The 26080-nt window shown below is 47.9% G+C and carries 14 protein-coding genes; 1 reads left to right on the forward strand and 13 read right to left on the reverse strand.

Features of this window, described 5'->3' with window-relative positions; translation table 11 throughout:
- Window positions 1–78 precede the first annotated feature (78 nt).
- The gene (locus CWI78_RS04440) at window positions 79–6414 is read right to left on the reverse strand and encodes an InlB B-repeat-containing protein (protein WP_126780653.1); all 6336 of its coding nucleotides are present in this window, start codon (window positions 6412–6414) and stop codon (window positions 79–81) included.
- A gap of 194 nt (window positions 6415–6608) precedes the next feature.
- Here CWI78_RS04440 and CWI78_RS04445 point away from each other — a divergent pair, with 194 nt between their 5' ends.
- Window positions 6609–10142, forward strand: coding sequence for an InlB B-repeat-containing protein (locus CWI78_RS04445; RefSeq protein WP_157982695.1), 3534 nt, complete (start codon window positions 6609–6611; stop codon window positions 10140–10142).
- Window positions 10143–10213: 71 nt separating this feature from the next.
- Here the strand turns inward: CWI78_RS04445 and CWI78_RS04450 are convergent, their stop codons facing one another.
- From CWI78_RS04450 to CWI78_RS04505, 12 genes are all read right to left on the reverse strand, one after another.
- The gene (locus tag CWI78_RS04450) at window positions 10214–10636 is read right to left on the reverse strand and encodes a hypothetical protein (RefSeq protein ID WP_126780657.1); all 423 of its coding nucleotides are present in this window, start codon (window positions 10634–10636) and stop codon (window positions 10214–10216) included.
- Window positions 10637–10657: 21 nt separating this feature from the next.
- Window positions 10658–11671, reverse strand: a complete 1014-nt coding sequence (locus tag CWI78_RS04455) for a hypothetical protein (protein ID WP_126780659.1) — start codon at window positions 11669–11671, stop codon at window positions 10658–10660.
- Window positions 11672–11677: 6 nt separating this feature from the next.
- The gene (locus tag CWI78_RS04460; RefSeq protein ID WP_126780661.1) at window positions 11678–11917 is read right to left on the reverse strand and encodes a hypothetical protein; all 240 of its coding nucleotides are present in this window, start codon (window positions 11915–11917) and stop codon (window positions 11678–11680) included.
- A complete protein-coding gene (locus tag CWI78_RS04465) occupies window positions 11907–12179 on the reverse strand; it encodes a hypothetical protein (protein ID WP_126780663.1) in 273 nt (90 codons plus the stop codon). The genes CWI78_RS04460 and CWI78_RS04465 overlap by 11 nt, the downstream gene beginning before the upstream one ends.
- Before the next feature lies 1 nt (window position 12180).
- Window positions 12181–15099, reverse strand: coding sequence for an FtsK/SpoIIIE domain-containing protein (locus tag CWI78_RS04470; protein ID WP_126780665.1), 2919 nt, complete (start codon window positions 15097–15099; stop codon window positions 12181–12183).
- A gap of 27 nt (window positions 15100–15126) precedes the next feature.
- Complete coding sequence (locus tag CWI78_RS04475) at window positions 15127–15675, reverse strand: hypothetical protein (protein WP_126780667.1); 549 nt, start codon at window positions 15673–15675, stop codon at window positions 15127–15129.
- A gap of 10 nt (window positions 15676–15685) precedes the next feature.
- Window positions 15686–16219 (reverse strand): hypothetical protein, encoded by a 534-nt coding sequence (locus CWI78_RS04480; protein WP_126780668.1) that lies wholly within the window; start codon window positions 16217–16219, stop codon window positions 15686–15688.
- Between the two features lie 8 nt (window positions 16220–16227).
- Window positions 16228–18306, reverse strand: a complete 2079-nt coding sequence (locus CWI78_RS04485) for a hypothetical protein (protein WP_126780670.1) — start codon at window positions 18304–18306, stop codon at window positions 16228–16230.
- Window positions 18293–19336 carry a hypothetical protein gene (locus CWI78_RS04490; RefSeq protein ID WP_126780672.1) on the reverse strand — a complete coding sequence of 348 codons (1044 nt, stop codon included), beginning with the start codon at window positions 19334–19336 and terminating at the stop codon, window positions 18293–18295. The genes CWI78_RS04485 and CWI78_RS04490 overlap by 14 nt, the downstream gene beginning before the upstream one ends.
- A gap of 239 nt (window positions 19337–19575) precedes the next feature.
- Window positions 19576–23175 (reverse strand): InlB B-repeat-containing protein, encoded by a 3600-nt coding sequence (locus CWI78_RS04495; RefSeq protein WP_167468597.1) that lies wholly within the window; start codon window positions 23173–23175, stop codon window positions 19576–19578.
- A 172-nt stretch (window positions 23176–23347) separates the two neighbouring features.
- The gene (locus tag CWI78_RS04500) at window positions 23348–24220 is read right to left on the reverse strand and encodes a coiled-coil domain-containing protein (protein ID WP_126780676.1); all 873 of its coding nucleotides are present in this window, start codon (window positions 24218–24220) and stop codon (window positions 23348–23350) included.
- Window positions 24221–24250: 30 nt separating this feature from the next.
- Complete coding sequence (locus tag CWI78_RS04505; RefSeq protein WP_126780678.1) at window positions 24251–25861, reverse strand: hypothetical protein; 1611 nt, start codon at window positions 25859–25861, stop codon at window positions 24251–24253.
- Between the last annotated feature and the right edge of the window lie 219 nt (window positions 25862–26080).

Raw genomic sequence — 26080 nt, forward strand, 5'->3', positions numbered from 1 at the left:
TCAAAAGCGCTGCGTGCTTGAGCTCTTTTTACGGTAATTGAAATACGGAGAGGACTCACCTGATGCAATAGCATCAGGCTACTCCTCTTTTGCATCCTGCAATGCCTGCCAGGCCATTATTAACATCAACATTCCCCCCGCAGGTTGCTGGTTACGGCTGTTAATCTGCGCGAATAGTGCCGAAACATTTTTCGAACCATCCATGTGTAAAACACATTCACGTAATGGGTTTAATCCGCTGCAATCGCCCGTCCACTCAGAGGCAACAAAACCATCATCAGGCATCGCGACCAAAGTTACCGTATCACCTCGAGCAATCTCCAGACGACAGTCGTCACCACAAACCGCCGCCAGGGGGTCAACACCAATATCTCCCGACAATGGTGCGTTTAAAACCAACCAAACAGGAAAGTAATCCTGATACACACTACTAAAGCCACCTGAGAGATAGTCAAAGCCATCACCCCAGCAAATTAACTCACCATCGTTACTAAGAGCGCAAGCCCCACGATCATCAACTTTTACCGCTCTAAACTCCCCGTCAGGGGCATCAAGTAAACCATAACTATTATTGCCCCAACACTGCAACGACGCATCATCCATTACCGCGCAGCCGCCCCATCTATGGACGCTGACTTGCTTGACATTATCGCGGGGGATATCATTTTCATTAATCGATCCCCAGCACTCCACCTCGCCGGAAGCAGTTACCCCACAAACACTGAAGTAATCACGATGACTGCTCAGTGAAAGCTGAACAAATTGAGTATCTGGTGCCGGAAAAAAGTCTGTGTTCTCCCCCCAACACTGGGCTCTGCCCGACCCATCTAAAACGCACGCTCGCGATTGACCAATACTTAGCGAATGATAAGGGCCTGCTCCGGCTGGTGCTGCATACGCTAGAAACGAGCTTCCCCAGCACAACAACTTACCGTCATCCCTGATAGCACAGGCAAAACCGTTACCCACATCAATTTCAGAATAATACCCAGTAGGGACATCAGCAACGCTTTCTGACCAACAATGTAAGGTTTTGTCATAACGAATACCACAGTATTCTGGCCCGGTCGCTATATGTGTAAAGCGTTGGGTGCTGGGGTAGTTAAGCGGCGGTACCCCCTCTGTTAGAGTAAAGCAATTGAGGTGACCCGTTTCACTGATATAACAACCACTGGAAGAGTTGTTATCAAACGACTCAAACCCATTGGTGGTCTCAAAAGGTGATTCCGCGAGAAAGTGCGCCGTTATATTTTTGTCTCCCGATAACCGGATAGCACAGCGAGACTCTTTGCTAACACAGTCTCCAGACCAATAGGCAAAATTAACGGCATCTGCATTAAGTATTAGCGTCTGAGTAGAAGTTCCTGATAAAGAACAGTCGCTGTCACAGAGCAAGTCGCCATTTTTATCAAAAATAGTGCCTTCACCCTGTAGTGTCAGTTCAACCGTAACCGATTGTGGATTCCGCCCCAGTAGCATGCCGTCTGGCAGTGGCGAGCCCAATGATTCGCCGTCTTGCCAACACTCAACGCGACCTTGATCACTGAGTACGCAAACCCGATTGCTGACAACGTCAATTTGCTGCAACGAATTATCCAGCGTGTACTCCCCATAGTTCTGTGAGCATTTACCAAAGCCCAGCGCGGTTATACCACAGACGTTGTAGCCACTAATGTCAAAATCGCTAAAATTATTTACGCTTGCCGGGGCATTAACCTCTCGTGAGGCACATTGCATTCGGCCGTCCGTTAACCGAGCACAGACCCCTGCATCAGACACCCTAATATCAACGGCATTGATTAAGTCTATCTCGGCTTCGGCCAGTGAAAACGTGTTATTTTCACCGCCACACACAACGCTCCCCCGTTGCTGCAACGCACAGCTAGTGTTCTCGTTAGCAACCATACTAATCGTGTTGCTGACATCCAGTGAGGCTTGATTAAAACGGTTATTCCCCCAACAAATCCCGCGACCGGAGGTGAGTCGCGCACACGCATGCGTATTACCGGTTGTTAATTGAACCACGTTGGTAAGATCTGGCACGTTGGCGACAACGTTAAGCGTGCTATCGCCCCAACAACTAACCCCCTGTTGCTGAGTAATGGTACAGCCAAACTGATCACTTATCGCGATAGACAGATGACTGCCTGCTGGCGCCTCTAAGGCTTGATTAACCGCTGAATCTTTTGCCCAGCAATAAACCGCTCCCTGGCGGGTGATACCACAGCCACCGGCTGCATTAAGCGATAAATGTTGATATTGCGGGGCTGCAGTCAACGAGGTCGCGGAAAACAAAGCTTTTATCTGATGATAAGGCTGGCCACTGATTTCACAGTGTGAAGAAGTGCCACGGCAGTCGCCTTCCCAACCTGTAAAGCGATAACCCGGCTCAGGTTGAGCAGTTAGATCAAATACTGCTTTTTTCGGAATAAGCAATGAACAATCGTTCGCACAACTACCTTCACCGTCAATATTGACAGTACCTCCAGTCGTGACTTCCACGTCTATTTGTGACTGCGTAGAGTCACCGTTTCTAACCACGATATTATTCGCCACTTGACCGCTGCAAAAAAGTGCTCCTTCACGGTTAACAACGCAAAATCCCTGGTTACTCGTCACGTCAATCGCAACGGCATCTTTTATGGGAGGAATTAAATCAGGTTGGCAATAAGACTCATAGTCCGTCGTTATTCCACACCACGTTGGGAATCCAACCTCATCGTAACGCTCGACAATAAGCCAATCATGCTGATTCAGAAAATCAGTTTCAACATAAGCTCCCCAACACTGCCAATCACCCTCTTCCGGACGCGCACAGGCACTATTATTAGAAGCCATTATTTGCACAAAACTTGCATCTGGTACGTTCTCAGTAACCTGATTGCTGTCGCCCCAGCATTGCACCGTGCCCGAGTATTCAAGACCACAGGCGAAGTCATCACCAACCGCTAACTGCTGAAAAGGCACCAACGGTGCGCTTAGGTTGTATCCACTTCCCCAGCATGCAACTCTACCGCTATCACGCTTCGCACACCGAATCATCGAGCCAACGTAAATATCATCCCAACGCCCGTCCACCGGATAATTAATTGACCTGCGCTGTTGAGCAAACCAACACACCACCGTGCCGTCGGTTCGTAGACCACAAAAACGGTCTTGTGCTGCGTCTACTTGCGTGAATTGCCCAGCAGGGGTAAACGGGGCCGGTTCGGCATTGTTACGCCAACAATTTAGCTGCCCATTAGCGGCAACAGCACAACCACCAAAGTCGCCGATACCGACCAGCTTCAACGAGCGTTGACTCAAATCGGCTGCGGGTTCAAAAGTAACACTGACCAACGCATTATCGTTAACCGACACTCGGCAACTGTCATTGGTGCCGGAACAATCGTCACCCCAACCGACTAGTCCGTCCCCCCTAGCGGACAGTAGCAACGGACTACCGGCGCTCAAATGCCATTCACAACTGTCCTGACAACTGAATTGTCCATCATTGGCCGTAACCGTGCCCGGCCCTGTTACGCGCACTGCTACCGTTTTTTGAACGTCCCATGGCCCCACTGCAACAGGTTGCTCCAGCCAGTTTTCGGCGTCGCCCCAACAAGATAGTCGATAGTTTTCCGATATTGCACAACCACTCTCAACGTTCCCCGCTATTTGCATCGCCTGAGCTATCGACACCGGATCGGAGCCACTATAGGCACACTGAATCCCCTGGCCAGGGTACAATCCACACACTCTGCCATCACGAATGCTCATATCGAAAAGTCCGGGTCGCGGAACACCATCGCGCGAACCTTGTAGTGGCAATACCAGTTCGCCACTGACACCAAATAACTGTTCATCATCGCCAACTAAGAACATGTAGTGTGATTTGTCGTTCAGCAACGATGGGTTATCATTACAGCTGACTTGATAATCACTGCCTAACGCACATACATGCACATCAGAAAAACCGACTTCGATGAAATTACCGTCCATTCTAAAATTTTCATCGCCCCAGCAATGGGCATTACCGTCTTCAGCGATACCACAAATTCGCTGACGGCCAAGTTGCAATTGTTTAAATGGAACCGCCGGTTGGTTGTTTTCGATGTTAGCCGCTACCTCACCCCAACAAGCGACACTACCCACTTGATCTAGGCCGCAAGAATAGTCGGCAGCTGCATAGACTTGCACAAACGGGCTAGCAGGTGCCTCTAGCTGATTTTTTGTATTATCTCCAAAACAGAACGCGGTGCCGTCGGCTGACAAGGCACAACCATGGTTATCACCCAAGGCGACGCGAGGCTTAGGGGCAAAGTTATCGACATCTGGAATTTCGAATTGGGCAGTCACTTGACGAATATCGCGGGCAGTAATTTGGCATTCGCTTGAGTTGCCCTGACAAGCACCCCGCCAGCCGACAAATGCGTTATCGCCTGCCGCCACGGCAGTTAAGGTTACTTGCTCGCCATCCTCAACTTGGTAATCACAGCGCTTTTCATGCGCCATGCAGTCATTACGGCCGGTCACTCTCACTTTTCCGCTACCAGCGATATGCAAGCGCATAACACCCACATCGCCCAGGCCTTCAGTGATGACGACTTCTTCGCGCGAATGGTCGTTAACACAATAGCCCAGCCCTTTGCTAACAGCAGACTCAGCCACAACACATGGACCTTTAACATCTAAGACAGATACCGACTGCTGAACTGCGTCACGGTACGAATCCCCCCAACAAAAAAGCTGCTCTGTCTCTGTTACCCCACAGATCCTGTCTTCTTCGCCGGACAAGCTTAGAAACATATCCGTCGAAGGGGTTTCGAAGGACGGTGAAACGTCTCCCCAACAGACTACCCCCCCTTCTAACTTAGCTCCGCACGCTTGGGTGTCTGTTACCCCAACGCCAATGTAATTACCATCAGGAGCATCAGTTTGGCCATCACCGTTATTACCCCAGCAAAGCATCTGCTGTGCATCGGTTATGCCGCACACAAACTGGTCACCCAGATCAAAGTCGACAAACGTAGCGTCTGGTGACTGTCGCAATGCAAGAATCTCGTCACCCCAACACGTAATATCGCCTCCCGTACTAAGAGCGCAGCGAGTGCTTGCATTAATCTCTACTTTTGCAATCGCCTCGTTAAACGGTATATCCTCTTTTCGATCAGCAGAATCCCAGCAATCAAGTTTTCGATCTTCTTTAATGATACAGCCATTAAAACGATTGCCACTGATTGCGAAGGCTTTGTGCTCAGATACATACTGCCCATCACATTGGGCAAAACCTGCAGTGTCAATAAAACAATCTGAAGAGGCTATTAACGATGCATTTTCGGGCAGCGTATCGCGCGATTCAACAGGACCGAATTCTGCAACGACATTCACATCAGCATCAGCTCGGATACGACAAAAAGGCTGCGTGCCCTCGCACGCACCTTGCCAACGCGTAAAGTTTCGACCGCGAGCTTGCAACAATACGCTTTTCCTATCGACCCACTGTTGCTGGCATTGGCTGTCACAATCAAATTCACCGTCAAAGGTTCCAACTACCCCAGTGCCTTTTACGTCTACTGAGACGTTAATTGAATTACTCAACTCACGTCCGATGAAATTATCTGGCGGTGTTGTACGTTGTTGCCGATTATCCCCCGAGCAGCGCAATGTGCCATCGTTTTTCATTTCGCACCGAGAATCGCCGTAACGCGCAAAACTTTGGTAGTCTCCAGAAGCCAGAACATTTGTATCTGTCTTGTTCCAACAAAGAGTACTGCCATCGATTCGATCTCCACAAACGTGCGATGTAGTGCTATAGAGTCGTTGATACAACCCTATTGGCGCGTCGCCAGATGAAGCGTCCCAACATTCTGCTTTGCCGCCTTCCGTTAACCCACAGGTTACTGCACCGGTGGCAAGCTGAATGTAGCGTTTATGAGTAATGGGTAGTTGACTAAAACCGGTTGTACCCCAGCAGCTCAATTCTCCTTGTGCGGTTAATGCACAGCCACCGCTATTATTCACCACAAGATCTGCAAAATTGCCGCTGGCCGGGTAATCAAAAACCGGGTCGAGACCTTTCCAACAAGTGATATCACCGTTGATTGTTATGCCACATGCAGCGCCACTATTACTGCGCAATACCTTTAGTTGCTCGCTGGTTTGCTTCGCCTGTGGCCCCCAGCACGATATGGCGCCTGAAGCCTTTCGTGCACAAGCGAATGTTTCGCTTACGCCAATTTCTACAAACTCCCCTGTGGGTGGCGTCGTTGCGCCATCTCCCCAACATTGAATATTATTGTCGGCGTTTAGTGCGCAGCCTTGCGTTAAGTCTAGCTGCGCTCTTATGACTTCAGGATGGACGTTTTGAGCCTGTAGCTGGCTGGAGAAAAGCACTAAGCAGATAAAAATAATGGGCAGTCTTAATATGATCATGAGCTTATCAGTAGTTTACTTTTTATACAAAAGTTGCACTCATGTTAATCGTTGTCAAGCTTTAAAGAATAAATATTCTATATATTACTAGACCGCACCTAAAGCAATAGCGTCAGGTATAAGGTTACTAGCGCAACCAAGTTGTTTTTATGTTAATTTAGCGTGCACTCACTTATTACGGAATGGATGCCATAATGCTTCGATTGATTGTCGCGCTAGTTTTTCTGTGTTTCTGTGCTTTTGCGCAAGGCCAAACCCCAACAGAGTCTATTGCTAAAATTAAGCAACGCCTACAAGCTTCTACCGAAAAGCCACTTGAGTCTTTGCAGATAATAAGCGGAACAGGCTTGAGTTATCAAACAGCTCAACCGGCTTTACATAACTTCAAGTTACCGTCAGGTGTTCTGCTCAAAGCGGAGCTGACGCGCCAGCATGCCGACGTTAATGGCGTGGCGACACTGACTGCCAACACTTCACAAGGCAAAATTAGGGTCAACAAACGCGGCAACACATCCATAACGACCATTAGCACCGACCAACACCGCTGGAAAATTCTGAGCATTGCCGGCGAGTCACTTATTTACGATGACTACGAGCTACCGGCACGCATAGCAGAAGACGATGCCATTATGATGGATCCACACACGAAGTCACTGCCCGTAAAAACACCTACTAAGAGTGCAGACGCCACAAGCAACGACGGTACATCAAAGACCTTCGACGCGGTCATTCTCTATACGCAAGCAACCATTGACTACTACGAAGGCGAAGACCTGGCACTAGCGCGCATAGCAGACATTGTCGACACCACCAACGAAATTTATGCCGACAGCACGATCCCGCTGATTATGAATTTGCACAAAACATTCTTAATCGACTACGACCCTGAGAACAAAAAAACGAGTTTTGAAGCGCTCAATGAAATGCATCCTGAAAGTCCTTACTTTGGTGCCGCTTATGCTTATGCGCTAGAAGCCGGCGTCGACTACTTAATTACTATGCGCCCATTTGTTTCAAATGACGGCTACTGTGGCCTTGCTCGAGCTGCTGGCATGAATAACGAGCCTTACGACCCCGAAGTTGTTAATATATCCCATACCTCCATTAGCTGTAGCGATTTCACCAATGCTCATGAGTTAGGCCATAATATGGGGCTCGCGCACTCATACAAACAAGGCGAAGAGGGGTATGCCTTTCCATATGCCCGCGGCTATGGCAAGCAGCACGACTTTGTTACCGTTATGGCGTATGTGCCATCTTTTGGCGAACAAGGTAACTACCCGGAAAAACTTTATAAATTTTCTAGTCCAGATCTTGATTGTAATGGCAGTCCTTGCGGTATTAACCATACACAAATTGATGGTGCAGACGCAGTAAGGGCACTTTCCACTCGCGTAGACAAGCTCACCGAAATTCGAGACCTCACAGTATTAAAAGACAGCTACGTTGCAGTTAATAGCCCTTATGCGCGCATTGGCTTTAATGGTCAGACGCCAACTTGTTCCGGTATATGCACACAAGACTTCGATATAGACACCGATGTCACTGTTACCGCAGAACCTCTTGCCGGCTTTGAGTTTATTAAGTGGGGTGAGCAATGCGATAGTATTTCAGGTAAGCAATGCCAGCTGACAACCAATGCATTACACGGCCCCACTCCGGAACTGCAAGAAGTATACGTTGAAGGCGTCGCTAAAGAAGTCGCTTTGGATACTGACGAAGTAGATATAGAGCTAGGGTACTTTAAGGATCAGTGGCGTGTCGATGAGCAAACCGTTAACGTTGGTGACTACTCACTTCGCTCTCCTTACATCAATGAAAATGGCTTAGTTTCGCTCACCATGAAGGTCGCAGGTAAAGGCAAGCTCAAGTTCTGGCTAAAAACCTCGTTTGGCAAGGAAAATAACTTAGCCTTGCGCTTTTTAGGTTCACCAATACAGGTGAACGGCGAAACTGGGTGGACACAATACAGCTTCGACATTGATCGTGAGTTTGTTGCTATTACCCCTTTGACCATCGAATTATTCACAGACAATGCCAACATCAGTGGCGACCATCGTTTTTGGGTTGACGGTATAAAGTTTATTCCAGACCCTGATTCGAATAAGCCTGTTACACTGCGCTCTTCTGGGGCGGGTAGCATTGAAATTCAAACTGAACCTTACCCCACAACGTGTAACAATACCTGCGACTTATACCCAGAGCCGGTTAGTGGCACACACACATTCGCTGCCATACCTGAAGAGGGAGAAAGCTTCATAGGTTGGGGCGGCGCCTGTCGCGGTACAGAACCAGAATGTGTTGTCAGTGCTGATCGCTATCAACATGCTTATGCGTATTTTACGCGCTCGCAGTCACTACTTACCTCAGCCGATATTGCCAAAGTGCTAGACAATGAGGAACTCCATTTTTATCCATCAAGATACTCGGACGAATGGCAAGTGCAAAATGACTCCAGCGCGGGCAGCACCTCGCTTAAAGCCAGTACTCAGTCAGGTTTCGCATCTTACACGCTAAAATCCTACTTTGAAGGCGAAGGCCGTCTGTCATTTGACTATAAAGTACAGCATGAGTCGGACATAGACTCATTCTATATTTTTCTCAATGGGCAACAGGTGCTTTTAGAAGGTAACACCGACGGTTGGGCCACATTTTCAAGAGAACTCACAGAACGTGAGCATAGCATCGCATGGTACGTTGACTATAAAACCAGTGAAAGCAGTAATGAACGTTTGGTGGCTATTGATAATGTTCAGTGGAATGGTGAACCCGCTCCATTAATTGGCGCAAGACTTAAGGTTATGGGAGCTCAAGGCGCTATTAGAGTAGACCCTAGCTATTACTGTCGAAACCAATGCGTTATCGGTCTTGGCGGCTTGTCAGACATTGACAACGTCACCTTTTTCGCCGAGCCAGACCCTTACGTTGAGTTTGTGCGCTGGGAGGGAATATGCGCCGATCAAGACAGTCACTGTAAGCTAACAGCAGGAGACCTGGAAGATAGCCAGGTTACCGCGGTTTTTCAGGACGTTACTTACACCGTAACAGCCTCAGCAAATGAGGGTGGCCATGCGTCTCCGCAACGACAACAAGTCACCGCCGGCACTTCCGCTGATGTTACGCTAACACCATTAGTCGGGCATCAAATTGCAGACACCTGGGGTTGCGACGGATCGCTTTCAGAGCGTATTTACACCACAGCGGCCATTTTTGAAAACTGCGCTGTAAAAGCAGAGTTCGAGAAATTGGAGTATCAGGTAAGCTTTGATTTAGGCGAGTATGGCGAACGCACTGGCGGTGGCGAGCTAGAACAAATTGTTCAATGGGGTGAGAGCGCTGAAGTACCAGAATTCAGCGTTACCGACGGCTGGCATTTTGCTGGCTGGTCGCAGCCATTTGAAGACATAACCGCAAACGCAAACATCAGTGCAACCTACCAAGAGGTTGAGGGGGCTATACGCGTCGAGCTTACGGTAAGCGACAACGCTAGTTTGTCGGTAGAGCCATTGCAGTACATTAAAGAGGGTGATTCACTCAGCGTTACCGTCAACCCAGACCCAGGTTACAGAATTAACCAAAAGGTTGCCGGCAGTTGCCCTACCGGCGAATGGGAAAAAAACCAATACACCATTGCAAACATAACTGATGACTGTGACGCTAAGTTTTCAGTAACGCCCGTGCTTAAGAGTGGCTCACTACTGTTAATACTGGCTACTGAGGGGCAGTAATGCCCCTCCCGCAGGGCGGGTAGCCAGATGTTGTTAAGATCGAACCTGATGCAATAGCATCAGGCTACAAGCTATGGCACAGAAGCAGCTATTGAGCTCGCCTGGCTCAATGTATTACCAATATCTTCATGGGTACTTTCAATACGACGCTCCATAGCGGCAATTTCGCTATTTTTACTCTGCTGCTGATGCGCCAGATCATCAACCTGGCTCTGTTCTTTGCTCAGCTCCTCGTTTAACTTATCAACGTCCGTTAACGCATTAACAAGCTCACCTGTGGTTGTTACAAAGTTACTGGTGTTATCTTGCAGGCGCTGCACTTCGTCCTGCAGTGGCACACCGTAACGAGGATAGAAAGCCTGCCCGGCGTTATCATTCCAGCGCGCATTTAACGTTTCTAATTGTTCACTAAATTCATCGTCTTGCTGGCGGATACTTTGTTGCAAGTCGCAACTTTGCTCATAATGTCGTTTAATAGGTTCAAAATGGCTCATCGGCTTGCCTCCTGCATAAGGTCAACTGAACAGCTTTCGGTCAAATGCCAGTAATTGTTCTGCCTTCGTTTGCAGTGCTCGCTGTAGCATAAATAATTGCGCGTCAGTGTCGCTAAGACTGTTGGCCAGGTTACGCTCGTCACTGATAAGTCCATCTTTGTTGTGCTGCGCCCGCTGCTCCGCCTGTTGCTGCTGTTTATGTAGCTGCACCATATTATCCCGCACTTGTTGGTATTGCTGTAATACGTCATCAAGTTGCTGAAGCTGCTCATGCTGCTGCTCAACTTGCTGTTGTTGCTGCTGATGTTGCTCTCGTACAGCGCTAATGTGTGTCAATGCCTTGGCACAGTTCGACAAGTGTTGCTGACACTGTCTAAGATAATCGCGCAGGCGGCTAATTAAGCTTTTATAATCGGCTACCTGTTTATGCCAGTAACTAACATTTTGCTGTGCACTGCTCAGGGCCGCTTCAGCATTTCTTACCGCCTGCCTCTGCATACTGCAATCGGGTTTCACTCGTACTTGCCTGGACTGACCATTTTCATACACAGTTTCATATCGATACGAAACCTCACAGGTATTTAAGTCAGCTCGAGCATGACTCAGCCTTTGCTCACAAGCACGTTCTTCAGCGTCTGCCCTACTCAATTGTTTTTCTGCGTTTGCCAGCCCCGCTTCTGCTTTTGCCAACTCACTGCTGGTTTCACTGCGCTCCCGCTCCCAGTTACGCTGCTTACTCTTAACCGCTTTATCAAGTTCGTTGGTTTGCGTTTGCGAGTCCTGCTGTTGTCGCTGTTGCTGGTCTGCAACTGCCCGTAGCTTATCGAGCTGCTTAACAGCATCGCTTAGCTTCTGCTCGTTCGCCCGCAGCCTTTCCTCCCAGTCATTCACTGTAACCTGGGCCTGATAACAACCGTCGTCGCACTGACGCTGTAAATGTCGAAGCTCCTCGCCTAAATCGCCATAAATACGCTGCCTGACACTGGCGTCATCAACAATTAGGTTCAATTGATTTGCTAGCCACTTGGGTTGCATGCCGTTTTACCCCAGTTCATCCGCAGTTATTTTGACTAAGTGTTCAAGTTGTTGCAGGTAACTACTGAGATTATTAGACGCCTGCAAATGCAACTCTTCAGCCTCCTCAGCGCCTTCTCCTTCATAGCTGTCGGTTAACGTATGCCAGTTGCTTTCAAATTGCTTTGTTTGCTCATCGAGCCGTTGCAGCCCTTTTTTCAGCAGGGCCTCAAGGTCTTGTAATTGCTGGAAACCTTCACGATTCATACAAATACCTGCGCAGTAACGTTAGTCGATGCTGAGTTGCGTCTTTAATATCAACCAGCAATTGCTCAGACAAATTTTGCGACAACTGCGACAACTCGTCGTTAATCACCGTTGCTTGTGCATAGAAGTCAGCTTCAAACTCTCGTCGCCCCTGCTCCAGGCATTCATTCAGTTGGCGCTGAAACTGGTTCAGCGCTAACTGCAGTTCATCAATTTCATGGTTGTAGCGATGCAGCTTAGGCTCAACGTCATTTAAAGACATATTACGCCTCCCAACGTTGTCTTTCCTGGCTTAACTGTTCAAGCTCCTCAGTAAGCTTCTCCTGGCTCTGATAGGCATATGGCTTGAACTGCTCCATACGATTCTGCATTTCTTCAATGTACAACGCATAAATGGGTTTAGGCCCTGCTGCCTGTAAACGAGAGGCTTGACGCCCATTAATGAATTTAAACGAGTCCTCCTCGTTCATTTGCAACGCTATACGATGACGGAACTTGCTCAACATAGCGCGCTCCATCAATTGGCTTAGAGCCCGGTAACTGTCTACCGCAAGCACCACGTGAATACCAAGTTCCGGGCCTTTGCTATAAAGCTGCTCCAACAGCTGACCCTGCTCGCTCGGCGTCGGCGTACCAAAACGGCCTTCGCTCATTTGCAAAGCCTCTGCCCGCTGGGCTTCACTTATAAAGAGGTAAATTGACGACAATTGATGACGGTCACTGGAGGCAACCGCCTGGCGTTGGCTTAATTCCTCAGTCAGTTCATTAAGCTGCGCTGCGAACTCATCCGAGTGGGTAGCAACATTGGTCTCAATAGAAGTAGACTCAGCAACTTGCTGTAACACGCCATGCCAAGGTGAACCTTCTATCGCGCAGTCGTACAAATACGCTTTAGCATCGCAATGACCATGGTTTACCGGTAACTGCGCCAACATCATGCCACTAAGGCCCAGCCTGGCTTCTGCGTTATCACCGACAATAACCAAGTTTTCAGCCTGGCGACGACGCAATATAAGCGCCGACTGACCATGAATGTTTTGTTGCTGCCCCAACCAAAATACATGAGGCTTTTCTACCGGGTACCACTCGTTTATACCAAGACCGGCGGCGTGTTGCGGTAGTGCAGCAAACTCGCGCCACTGATTATCGTCCGGCCGTTCTGCGTAATGGTGCAGTACATGCAGTAACTGCGGGTTCTCCGATAGTTTTGGCTGCTCGGTGCCATTGAGAATAACAGGCGACTCAAGCTCACGGTCCGCATAACTGTCATGCCATTTCTGCTGCAAACGCTCAATCAGCTCTTTACGCAAATCATCGGTCATGCGGAAAATGCGACCCTGTATATTACTAGAGTCGTCACCAAGCGCGTCATTGATAACCGCCTGGCCAACTTCCTGACATGAGCGCAGTAGTGCTTTGCCCCCGGCCTGGAACTCATTTAATGCCGTAATATCAGCGGCAGTCATTTTCATACCAACACGTAAGTGCATGTTACCGAAAATAGCCTGCTGCTTTTGCATACCCGCAACGTTGAAGCGCTGCGATCCAACAAATAAGTGAATCCCCGCACTGCGCGACTGTGAAACAAGTTTTAGCATTAATTCAGAGCCAAGCCCGTCGCGGTCGTCCTCAAAGAAGGTTTGGTATTCATCCACCACCGCGACAATGCGCGCCAGGTTACCGCCGGGTTGGCCCGCTTTGCGGTACTCCGCAAATGACGACACGCCATACTGAGTAAACAACTCATTTCGGCGTTCCATAGTGTCGACCAGTTCTTCCAGTACGCTACGCGCCAATTGTGGTGAAGTATACAGCGATACCACACGACAATGCGGCAGGCTGCGGTAGTCAGTAAACTCAACGCCCTGCTTGCCGTCCACCAAATAAAACTGCAAGTCATCCGGACTGTAACGACAGGCAAGTCCCATAATAAATGTATGATACAGGTTGGACTTACCAGCACCTGTGGTTGCGCCTAACATACCGTGAGCACAGACGCTGTCTTTACCCTCACCAAACCAAATTCTAAGGTCGTTCTTTTTACCGCCTGAGCCACCTACCGGCGTATGGATTTGCGCAACTGGGTCTGCCTGCCACCACTGTTCAAAGTCGTTTATAAATGGAGTGCCTTCTTCAAAGCGCAATTCGGTTTCTTGTTTTTCAGAATTTTGAATGCCTTTAAAAATAGCCTGCATGGTTGTTGACTCAACCGGGAAAAAGCCTTCGCCAGCCTCACCCTCTTTTAGCGTGCGCCACGGCAGGTATTCCAAATTTTTGAACATTGATAACGAGGTACCGCTAGGGAATTCGGCCTCTTCATCAATGTGCAAAAAGACATACTTACCACATTTAGGGCCATTCTCAGCAATACGAGCAAGTTGCTCAATGCTCCGACGGTCAAAGCCCCGAGGAAAGTTAGCCACCATAATGAACTCAAAGTCTTCGTTACCGCGGCTGCCTTCATCAAAGTCCAGTAGCGACTGAACCTGCACACTGAACAGGCCATAAATGCGCTTGATATCAGCGGCAATATCGTCCAAAGTTTTATGTACATCGTCACTGACCGGACGCGTTTTTGGCAGATCATTTTTGTATATGAAGTTGCTGCCAAAACCGTCTAAGTCCAGCAAGGTAAAGCGGCTGCTGTGGGGCATCATAGCGACAAGACGCATTACGCGCTCGTGCAAGACATTCAAGCCCTGCTGCTTGTCTATTTGGTATTCATTGTCAAAAACAGCGTAGCTTCTTTCTGTGGCCAATAAGGGTTTTACTAGGGGCAGCTCAATAGACTCATACAATCCGTACTGGTTGGCATCGATAAAGCTCTCGCAGCCATAGGTAATTTGGCGCGCCAATTCGTCCTCATTAAAAGAGTGCGATAACCAATCAACAGCATTTAGATCGGGTTGATAAAGGAGGGGCACTTTGAACTTATATATTTCTTCTATACGCTGCTGTTGGTAATTTTCAAGCTGTTGGTATACAGCGCCCATTATCTGCTGAATAACTTCGGGTATACCATGACCTGCATCTATTTGCTTTTGTAATGCAGAAACTGTTTGGGGTTCCAGCTCTTTAAGCTGCTTTATTATATCGCTCTTTTCTGATTGCAGTTTAACTGCTTTGCGCTCAAGTTCGCCTTGGAGCTGTTCTAGCGATGAAATTTGCTCTGATGATGTCATGGTTTATTCCTTAATTTCTGCCTAAAGTTAAGCAATTAAGTATTCAATACTAAGAATCGCTGTTATAACAGCAAACACAATGCCCGGAGCATGAGCTAGCTTTCGGTAGAACGTTCTGCGGTTGTTTGCAGCAAGCAGTTTTTGTTGTTCATCGCGTTGTTTCTTTTTCGCCTCTATTTGGTTTTGGCACTGCTCCAGTTTTTTATTAACCTCGTCCAACTCATCATTGATTCGTGCCTTTTCTTTCTCTGTGCGTTTTAGCTTATCTCGAATCGCATCAGCCTCTATCTCCGCACTATCTTCAGCATCTAATAATGACATCTGCTCAACTGTCGGTTTAAAGTTGAGCTTTTCAGCAACCAGACGAAGGCTGCATAGAGATGAAGACCAGGCCCTCGACTGCACACCAATACGCGCGTCATGTTGTTCTTTATCAAGCTTTTGCTGTTGTTGAGCTATGTCATCATTTGTTGGCAAATACTTTTTTAGTGAATTAAGCTCATTCAGTTCGTCGTTAGCCCATTTAAGTTCTGTCAATAGCTTCTGTAGGTTTTGTGTTTGATTCAATTGATTCATCCGTGATTCCTTATAAGAGATCCAGACCATAAAGTGCCATCAGCGTTGCGACATAAAACATGGCGGTAAAAAACAGTCCGGCAAATGACCGGGCAGTATCTGTAAAAAGCCCTATCAAGAAAGGCACTCCCACCATCACCCATAAAGAAGTCCCAAGTAAGGTTTCTGCTACATCCTTATGCGTGGTGCTTGAGTAAAACTTGTCCGGTAAGGTAAGCACTAAGGAGTCGGTGAATTGCATAACGATATTGCCAATACCGGTAATACCCACCGGGGCGGTCATTGCATCACTGACATGGGACATGCCGTAAACCGCAATCATCACTAAAAAAAGCGATAACGACATGGCAAAAAAACGCGCTGACGGAGAATCTTTAAAAATATAGAAAATATAGTGTAAAAACCATACCCCCAACAAAACCGGAAGCAGCCAGTCAAGAACATCGGGAAGACTAAAAAACTGCTGCCAACTCAGCAGAACCAGCACCAGTAAACTTGCGGTCACTAATCGTTGAATTCCATTACTTTCTATCAGCTTAAGCATCTAACAATTTACTCCTTTGTTTCTGCGTCGAGTGGGAGTGATAAGTCAATTTTTGCAAAACCCTCATCGAGTTCCGCTAAAGGTTCGGTTATCACCTGACTTGTCTGTTTAAAGTTGACTAGATTGGCCATACCGTGTCCAACCGGGTATATCAGTGGTTGCGTTTTTAACGTCCATTCCAGGCTTGTAGCGGTAAAGCCATTGGCTGATGTTTCTACCGCATCTAAAAACACGGCAGCGCCCGGGTATTGCTGCGCAAACCCCGGCTGCAACAGCTTTAAAGGCACATAAATAACCAACACAGCGGTTACTATGGGTACAGCAGCAAACGCCGCTTTGACCGGTTTAGACGGTTCACTAATAGCCAGTTGCAGGTAGCGCAAAGGTAGTTTAATAAGTGTCAGGCACACCAGAAGCAGGCTTATGGCCATTGATATAGGCGGAACAATCACGGCACGTAAGCTCTGTTTACCCTGCTGCTCCAGGCTACCGCCATCAGCAAATTCGGCTTGGCTGGAAGCGAGTTGACTGAGTAAATTGTCCACTTGTTGACGCACCTGGGGCTCTATAGCAAAACGCTTAAACTGCTCATCACTCCACTCAGGGTTGTAGCGCGTGAGTGTTATTCCATTTACATGCCGGTTTATGTAAGCCAGGACTTCGTTGTGCTGATGAAATTGGCGCCAGCTGAGGCCCGGAGGCAAGTCTACCGCTTTGTCATCAAGCGCTTTAGACCAACGACTCATGGCCTGCGACGTTATTTTTTGCACCACGGCAGTGTCAAAGCTGCGACGGTCGGTCAGTGTCCATGTATCTGCCAGCTTGATCCCCGACTTTTCCAGCTCGGCACGAATCGTACGGCTGGTTTGCTCGTGGCCATTAAATTGCTGTCTATTCAGAAACGGCGGGTAGCCGTGCTTATCGACAAACTGTTGCTGGAATTTTGAGTAAGCGGCAATACGCTGTTTATAATGCTGCTCGCTTTTGGTGTATTTATAACGCTTGTCCTTAAAGCCACCGTCGCCACCGGTTATGGCATCCAGTCCTTGTACAGCCAGTGTCGCGCCACCCGTTAATACGGCGCCTGCAATGGTGTTGAACCAGTTTTCTGCGGCCCCGACTTCCTCTTCAATTAACCAGTACTGAAAAGGTATTTCGCCATAACCCAGGCGGGTTATTTGCTGGTTATAGCGCTTTACCGCACGTGCCCGACAGGACGTGTTTGGCTTACCGTTACGCACACAGCCATCAAAGTAGGTATCGAGAAATTTATAAATGCGCGGTGCGGCCTGCGCGGCTTGTTGAGTTGCCATGTCATCAGCCGCTTCAGTTAATTTCTGATACTCAGCCCAACCGTCTGTTAATTGCTGTTCAACTTTTTGCCATTCTTCATTAGCGCGCTCCTGGCTGTTCACTATTGCCGACTTATAATCATTGTAGGCGGGCAAATAGTTGTCGTAGTAAGCAGTATTAAGCCGGCCCGCCAGTTGGTGATGCTGGTCTACATAATTGTCGACCTTGTCACGCGTTTGATTCACAACATAAGCGGTTGCCAGCGCCTCTTTTGACTGCTTAATTTGATTCAACACGTTGTCGTTGGCGTACACCAGACCACCAAATAAGGACAGAAAGGTTCGCGAAACGGGTGAGGCGGGGTTGTCGGAGTCGAAGGGCAGACCGTCGACATCCACAGCTTTGGCCGCTAACGCATTTTTTACAATAATACTTAAAAACGCGGTTTGCCGTTCTTCGGCGGTTGAACTGTCAATAATCAAGGTATCAATTAGCGCTTTTTGCCCAAAGAACACCACCGGCCATACCATTAAGAATATACCCAGAGACAACAACAGCGTCTTAAACTTAGAAGCTAGCGGAAAGGTTTTTATAGCGTCCAGAATAAGCAGCGTAACGCCGATACCGGAAATTGCCCGACCAAACAGCTCCAGCTGATGGATGTCGTCAGCACTGGCATTAGCAGAGCCGGCCGTTGTCACCAATTCAGCGTTGAAAATCATTTCCGGAAATAAGTAAATGGTGGCCAGAGCAGTCATTAATACCGCCCACCACTTTTTGTTAATTGTTTTCATTGAGTTCTATTCTTACCGGAGCAACAGGTTCTGAGAAAATCGACGGGCGTTCAGATTCTGCCTCACTGGCAGGCTGCTGAGAATCGTTGAGTAATGAACGAACGTTGCCATCGAGCGTGATATAAAGCTGACTTAAAATAAGCCGCTGTAGCTGAGAGTACTGATTAAAGTCGGTATTTGATGGCAGTTGAGCGTAGGGGTTGTCGTTAGCGGTCAGCTGGTAATGACGTTGCAATTGGTCAACCTGAGCACAAAATGGGTAGCGATTAACCGCCCCATAGGTAGAGCCTAGTTCACTAATTTTTTCAGGTTGTTGGGCAAACCAATGATAAAAACGTTGATTGTTCTTAACCCGCAACTCCAATTCGCGCAGCGCGTAACTGCTGTCGACCCAGTGCTGTAGTTCAATTTCAGTAATGCTGTAGAAGTCAGCGTCGCGGTTTACCGGCTTGAGTTCCGCTATAGCGCCGTGAAAGCCCACGCGCTGTGGTGCAAACCAGTGTTTTAGTGAATCAATTTGTTGTTGCTGGTTGGTTGACCATTCAACTTTCACAGTTGGCCATTTCTGTTGAACTTGCTGTGCCAGCGCTTTGGCTTGTGACTGAGAAACTGAATGATACAAAGCCAACCGAACTGTTGGTGGGGTGAGTGGCCAGGGAATTTGCAGCAACCGGTTAAAAGTTACCGTGGTGTTATACAAATGCCAGTCGTCGTTTTGCTGTTCAAGTCTAATGACAATGCCGTTGGCTTCGTCATTGCCGACAATGACATGCTCGGGGCTAACCTGGTGAACCACGTTAAAATGCTTTACGCCATTACACTGTGGTGGTGCCTGATACACCACCCGCCCCAGATTGTCCATGAACAGGTTGTACTGGTCCAGCGCCTGCTGGTAGTGCTTTGCGCCGGAGGCAGCGTCAGGCGTTGATACTTTAACGGCCTGACTAACCTGCGTTGTCGCTTTGTTGGCCACGCTACTGCAGGCGCTGAGTAACAGCGTTACAAATACGCATACCAAGGGTTTGTTCATACGTCCGTGTATCATTATTTTTATTATTTGAGTGGGCGCGTTTGGTTAAATCTTAACGTATCTTTACACTTTATGGTATGACTTTGCGCATAAACTTCGCGACTTTGTAGCTCAAGTTCGGTACCACAAACGTTGGCATTGTTGAATTATTTTGGCGGTGTTGAAACGCGGATAGATCACACTTTAGAAAGGAAATAATGGCGGGCACCGCCGAAACTAGTGCCACGCCTAGATATGAGCTATTGGTTAGTTTCTTCTAAGAACATTGTCCAGTACAAAAAGCTGCGAGTAACACCCTCATTAACGTTCTCCCGGGAAAACTTTACGGCCAATTCACAATCTGCTGTTATTGCTTCAGTTTGGTATCTCTGGCCTTCTAAAAGTGTAATACCACACCCCTGGACGCTCTCCACGCGGTAACCGTTAGCAGGAGTAATTGTGAATACTTTCTGTTGCCCCCAGTTAACCAATGGCTCTTCCGGCGAAACAGTACCCTCACCGACAATCCAGAAGCTGATACGTAGCATTTGTTGTTCATACTGAGCCGTAACTGTAAGGCTGCCCGTAACCGAGCCAAAGGCAGTGTCCCAACCGGTAAACGTATAGCCTTCTCGCACAGGCGCTTCCGGTGCAGTGGCTGCAGACTGATACTCTACAGACTGAGTAACAATAACTGAACCATCGTGGTCGGCAAAGGTTACCACATAGCTGTTAACGCTATATTGTGCGGTAATAGTGACGTCACCAGTCACCGAACTGAAACTACCACTCCAGCCCGTAAAGGTATAACCGCTACGTGTTGGATCTGCCGGTGCAGTCGCCGCTGATTGGTACTCGACGGTTTCAGTCGTAATAGTTGAGCCGTCATAGTCTACGAACGCTACTGTATAAGTATTCCTCGTATACTGCGCGGTAACAGTGACATCACCCGTCACTGAACTGAAGTCGCCATTCCAGCCCTTAAAGGTATAACCGCTACGTATTGGATCTGTCGGTGCACTTGCCGCTGATTGATACGCTACAGACTGAGTGTCTATAACAGTGCCATCGTGGTCGGCAAAGGTTACCACATAGCTGTCAACGCTATATTGTGCGGTAATAGTGACATCACCGGTCACCGAACTGAAACTACCACTCCAGCCAGTAAAGGTATAGCCAGAACGCGCTGGGTCGGCTGGCGCAGTCGCCGCTGATTGATATTCAACTGTTTGGGTAGCAATAACCGAACCGTCGTGGTCAGCAAAAGTGACAGTATAGCTATTAAGATCATACTGCGCCGTGGCATCCAGTGCAGAAGTGACCGTACTAATGTCCACACTCCAACCACTAAAGTTGTAGCCATTGCGTGTTGGTGCGTCAGGCGCATTCGCGGCACTGCCATGATTAACGTTGACCGTCGAAATCAGGTTACCAAGGTGATCAAAAAAGCTCACCGGATAACTATTAATACTCAGGTTTGCTACTACCGTTAAGTCACTGGTTACCGCACTATAATCGGTATTCCAGCCAGTAAAAGTGTAGCCCGTAACGCTTGGCGTACCCGGATCGCTTGCACTGTCTCCATGCAAGACCTGCTGCTGACCGAACTCGGTGCCGTTAACCACAAAGGTGACCGTGTATTCATTGCGCTCGAAACCTGCTGTTACAGAAAGGTCGGCGGTAATATTACTATCCTGACGCGCAGCCGTGGTGACACCGTCACTCCAATCCGCAAATGAATAGCCAGTATCAGCAACCGCCGTTACTTCCACACCATCAGTCCCTTCTTCAACGGTTTGCGACGCATCACCGCTAATACTGCCGCCCGCGCCCGCCGTGTATGACAGTGTGTAACCCACCACATCCGGCGTCCACTGCGCGTACAAGTCAACATCAGCAGTGCCGAGGGTGATCGAATCGTTCTCAACATAAGCTGAACCACTACCATTCGCCTCGGTATTCCAGCCATTAAAGGTATGATCTGCACGGCTTAACGAGTCCAGACCACTCACGGTGAACGACTTGCCTTCCGATAAGCTGTAGCCCAGTTCCGGCTCGTCACCAGAGCCACCATTGGCATGGTACGTGACATAAACCGGCAAGGTACCGTCGTACTGATAGGCACCAATGTCCGGGTTATTCGAACGACTGTAGCCACGCTGGTCGAGATCTGGCACATCATCAGTTACTAAGCCTGCGCCTATCGCCGGACTACCGCTGGTAAGAGCAAACAAACTCGTATTGCCGCCGTAGTTGCCGAAGTTATCGAACATTGGGTCGACGTTTTGGGTGTCGGTGAGGTTGATGGTTGAACCACCAGATGGCGAGACAAATGCAGTGATAGAATTGCGAATATTGATAGTAGCCGAGCCATCGACTACGTGTAAGTCTGCTTCCGCTGTAATTAATGGCGAGGCATTACCGGTAATAATGCTGTTTACAATCTCATAGGTCCCGGCGTCTGGCCTTACAAGCGCTACACCACCACCGACTCCAGGTGCACTATTTCCCACAACGGTAGAATTCACCATGGTAAGGCCTGAAGCGTTGTTTCCTGCTATCGCTCCTCCGCGCATTGTATTAATTGCGGTGCCGGCATATTTAAGTTCGTTATCAGTAAAAGTTGAGTTAATAATTGTTGCCTGACCTCCGAAATAAACACCGCCACCACCAAATTCTCTGGACGCCTCAAACTCTGCAGTGTTTTTATCAACAAGACAGTTCTCAATTCTCAACCCTTTTATGGCGTTTATCCCACCACCATTAGCACTGTTATTTCCAGACAGCAACATGTTATTAGTGATATGACAGTTCTGCAAAACTATGAAACTTTGTGCATAAATGCCGCCGCCATTTGCGCCGTAATTGCCTTGTTCATAACCATTCTGTATCGTCACGTCAGAGATAACAACATCTGCCAGATTAGAGCTTACAGAAAATACACGCCCTGGCGCGTTTCCCGGAGTTGTGTCGGCCTGAACAATCGTCTTGCCTGCACCCGCACCCACAATCGCTATGTTTTTCCCGATTTGAATGTCGTACTCGGTATACACACCTTCTTCTACGCGCAAAATATCAAAAGGCTGTGCGGCTGAAATAGCCGCTGCAATAGTTGTGTGATCACCTGTGCTACCTACGCTCACTTCATCTCGAAATTGAATGACGAAGTCTTCTGTGAGTGAACCAGAGGTGTTTTCTGCCGACGTGCTGCCAGAGCCAATAAATGCAAAATCAGGGAAGGATAAAGTAACGTTAGTCACATTGTCCGCTTGGGTAGCAGCACTCGCCTGGCCTTCAAGGTAGAATTTTAATTTGGTGTCACTTTGCTTAATGACTTTAGCAGTAAGGCCAGCAGGCAAGTTGTAAACGTTAACTCGCCCATCTGCTACAAAGTCTAAGCCGATGCTGCCGGAAAATTTTTCACCGTTGAAGTTATTATGACTAATCTCAACCGATTGCGTAAATGAACCATCGTTGTCTATTGATTCAGTCAAGTATTTTTCGGAGTACGAAATACCAGCTCCAGCCTGAGTTACCCGAATGTCGTCGCCAGGGTTCATCATGTTTTCCCAGCCAGTTTCTGGTGGGGTATCGGAGGAGTTGAAGTTGGTGATTTCTGCCATCATTAAATCTGGCCCAATCCCCCATCGCCCGCCATCGTAAAATATGTACGTTTCTCCAGACCAACTCATCGGTTCATCTTTACGAAAATAAGGCTTACCATTCTGTAGACCATCTTCCGTATAAGTGCCGTTGTAGTAGTCAAACATGTCGGAAACCCCAGACACCTCATAATCGGTAGCTTGGGCAGCGGCAGCAAAACATAAACACAGTAAGCCAATAAGAAAGCGTGCAATCATGCGCAACATCCTTGTCTAAAAGCACACTCAAAACGAAACAGTTTGTCAGCTTGTGCGAGATTAAGAAACAATGACAATTATAGGGTTATTTACAAATCATTTACAGTATTAATATATGATAACCGTCATAAACTCTCAGACTCCTTTTTCCGTTCCACGTCAGGTGAGATGCTTACAACAAAGCAACCACCAAACTCGCTACCCCGAAACCAAACGCCAACAGCGACACAACAATAGGCAGCTGGCTTGGTTTATGCGCTTCCACCTGCGCTTGTAGAGCGCCGAGCTTTACTTCCAGCTCACTCAGCAGCCGTGTATGTTCCGAGTCGTTAGCGTCGCTTTTTTCACTTAATTCAGCGTTGCTCGCTTTCAACTCAGCCAACAAACGATCGTGTACTTCATCGTTTTCTGCACTCTGGGCATGCACCTCTTTCACTTTGTTATCAATAAGCGAGGTTAACTTATCGAGGTTAGCGGCATGTTGAGTTTCCAGTTCAGCAAGCTCTTGGCGTAACGCTTCATCGGCTTTGTCACTTCTTTGTTGCAGCTCGGCAACTTTACTTTCGTGCTCTGCCTGCAACTGCTCTACCTGGCGTTGACGCGTAGCAAAGCGGGACGCTTCGTTCTGCACCTTCTCAACAAACTGTGTCGCACCCTGCGATACTGTGCGCACCTGACCATTAGCGTCGGTAATGCCCTCTTCTATCATTTTAGACAGCGCTTGTTGTACAGCATTACTTAAGCTGGTGTTGGTTTGCGAAAACTGAATGGCCTCTTTTACCAAGTTATGTAAATCGGCAATGGCTTCGTTAGCTTTGACCAGAGCGTCCGATGTTGCATTAACCTTCTTCTTTGACGACTGATACCACTTAATTTCTATATTCTTTGCGTCTTCGGCGTCACGCTTGGCAACTTCCGCACGTTTTACCGCTGTTTCAATGCGCTCGACAATCTGCCGGCTTTTTTGCTCAGCCCACTGAGCCAGTTGCTCGTGGTTCATTTCCTCAATTTCTTTACTTTCTATCGCTAATACCGCATTCGACATGGTGTTATTCCCTTAAGCGTCCCGTGTTTTTCAATCAAATTTTCCGAAGTTTTCAACGGCCGCAGCAAAGCCCGTTACGGCGTCGTCGGTTTGTTTTTTAGATTTCTCAATACTTTGCTGTTTCTCTGACAAGTCTTCTCTCATCTCACCAACCGTTGTAAAAAGGTGGTGATACGCATTGTCCAGCGACTGCCACGACTGAATGCTTTTTAAATTAATGACTACCCCGCCCTGCGCCATTAACTGAATTTGCAGCTCACTTTTACGGGTGGAGTTTTTAATTTGGTCGATGAAGTAAACCGCAACGGTACTAGCCAGGCCACCAATAATTAACGACAAGGCGTCAGCAACCATGTCCCCAATTACGCTGTCCTCGCCCGTCGGTATGGCAAAGAATGGGCCAATAAGTGGGGTGGCCTGGAGCAGCTTGGCTATGGATTCCGACAGCAGTAACGACGATGCCGTAATAACCCCGGCAGTAAACACTTTTGCCGCTTCATAACGAGCATCGCGCTTTGACATTCCCTCAGGCGGTGACATAAGCAGACGAACCGCTTTTACCAGTGACTGAAAGCCCGCACGGATAATAGCAACCGCCTTTTTAAACAAGGTTTTAAAGTAGTTAATGGCAAACACTAATAGGTTAGACAAAAAGGCAGAAATGCCCGCCTCAAAAGACGAGTCGACAATTTCTTTCCAGTCCTTTTTTATCTGCTCGAATGCCTCACTGGCGTATCTCTTAAACAAAGCCAACTTCCTGCGCAGTGATAGGTTCTTACCTTCTTTTAATGCACGCTTAAATGCATTAAATATGGCACTGGCTGAGCGTTGCATTAATATACCGGTAGCCGTTTTATAGCCAGTTTTGGCGGCATCAGAAGCGCCTGTTGCTAATAGTTCCTTACCGTACTTCTTAAGGGCACCGCGACGAACTGCTTTTTCAATTTCAGCGCGAGACTTTTTATCTTTAGCGCGGGCCAATTCAGCATTAACACCAAAATGTTCCGCATTGGTTTTGCCGTTATCCGTTCGCTGTTGTTCAGCCCATGGCTCAAATGCTTTACTGCCTTTACTGCGGTTCGCCGAAAAGCTTATCGGAGTCAGGTTATCGTCTGAAGAGGCCAAATCAACCCGCTCTTGCGGGCTCAAAAATAAGTTAGTATCTGCACGCGATTCAAACTCATGCGCAGAAACAATGTGCTCAACGTCCACTGGTGTTTTATCGGTATGCAGCCGTTTACCGGTGTAGCCGTCCTTAACGTACTTTCGATCGCCAACATGTTTGTCGCGATAAGCATTTTTTGGGGCTTCGTAACCTTTTTGTCTGCGGACCTCGCTGGTAAAACCACCATTATTCATATCGCGGTAATTGTCGTAGCGCTGCTGGTCTTGCTCGTTAGCGGTAATGCCCTTTTTGAAGTTGTGTTCGGTGGTCACGTTACCACCGTCCTGACTATTGGCAACAACGCCTAAAATACCAAACTGACTGGTAATACTATCGACAACTGAACGTTGGCAGTCGACCATTAAATTGGCGCCGTCTAGCTCAGCTATTTCTTTGTGCAACGACTCCATTTCGTTAATGGTTGCTTCAAGCTCGGCATCAACGTCAATAACAAGCGGATCGGTTCCCTGTTGCATATCGCCTTCCTTAGAGTGGTTTTATTTTTGTTATCGCAAAAGAGTGCCCTATGGGGATGGTAAAAATCAAGAGGAATGTAAGTTACGGAATGAGGGGTGGTTTGTTATTACAGCCACAAGGGGAGGGGGAACAGAGGTTATTAATTATTACCGTTACCTAATCTTTATTCTGCAATTTAGTAGCAGTATATTAATATCGATTTCAACAAAACTACTTTT

This window comes from Idiomarina ramblicola, assembly GCF_003987255.1.
Lineage (GTDB): Bacteria > Pseudomonadota > Gammaproteobacteria > Enterobacterales > Alteromonadaceae > Idiomarina > Idiomarina ramblicola.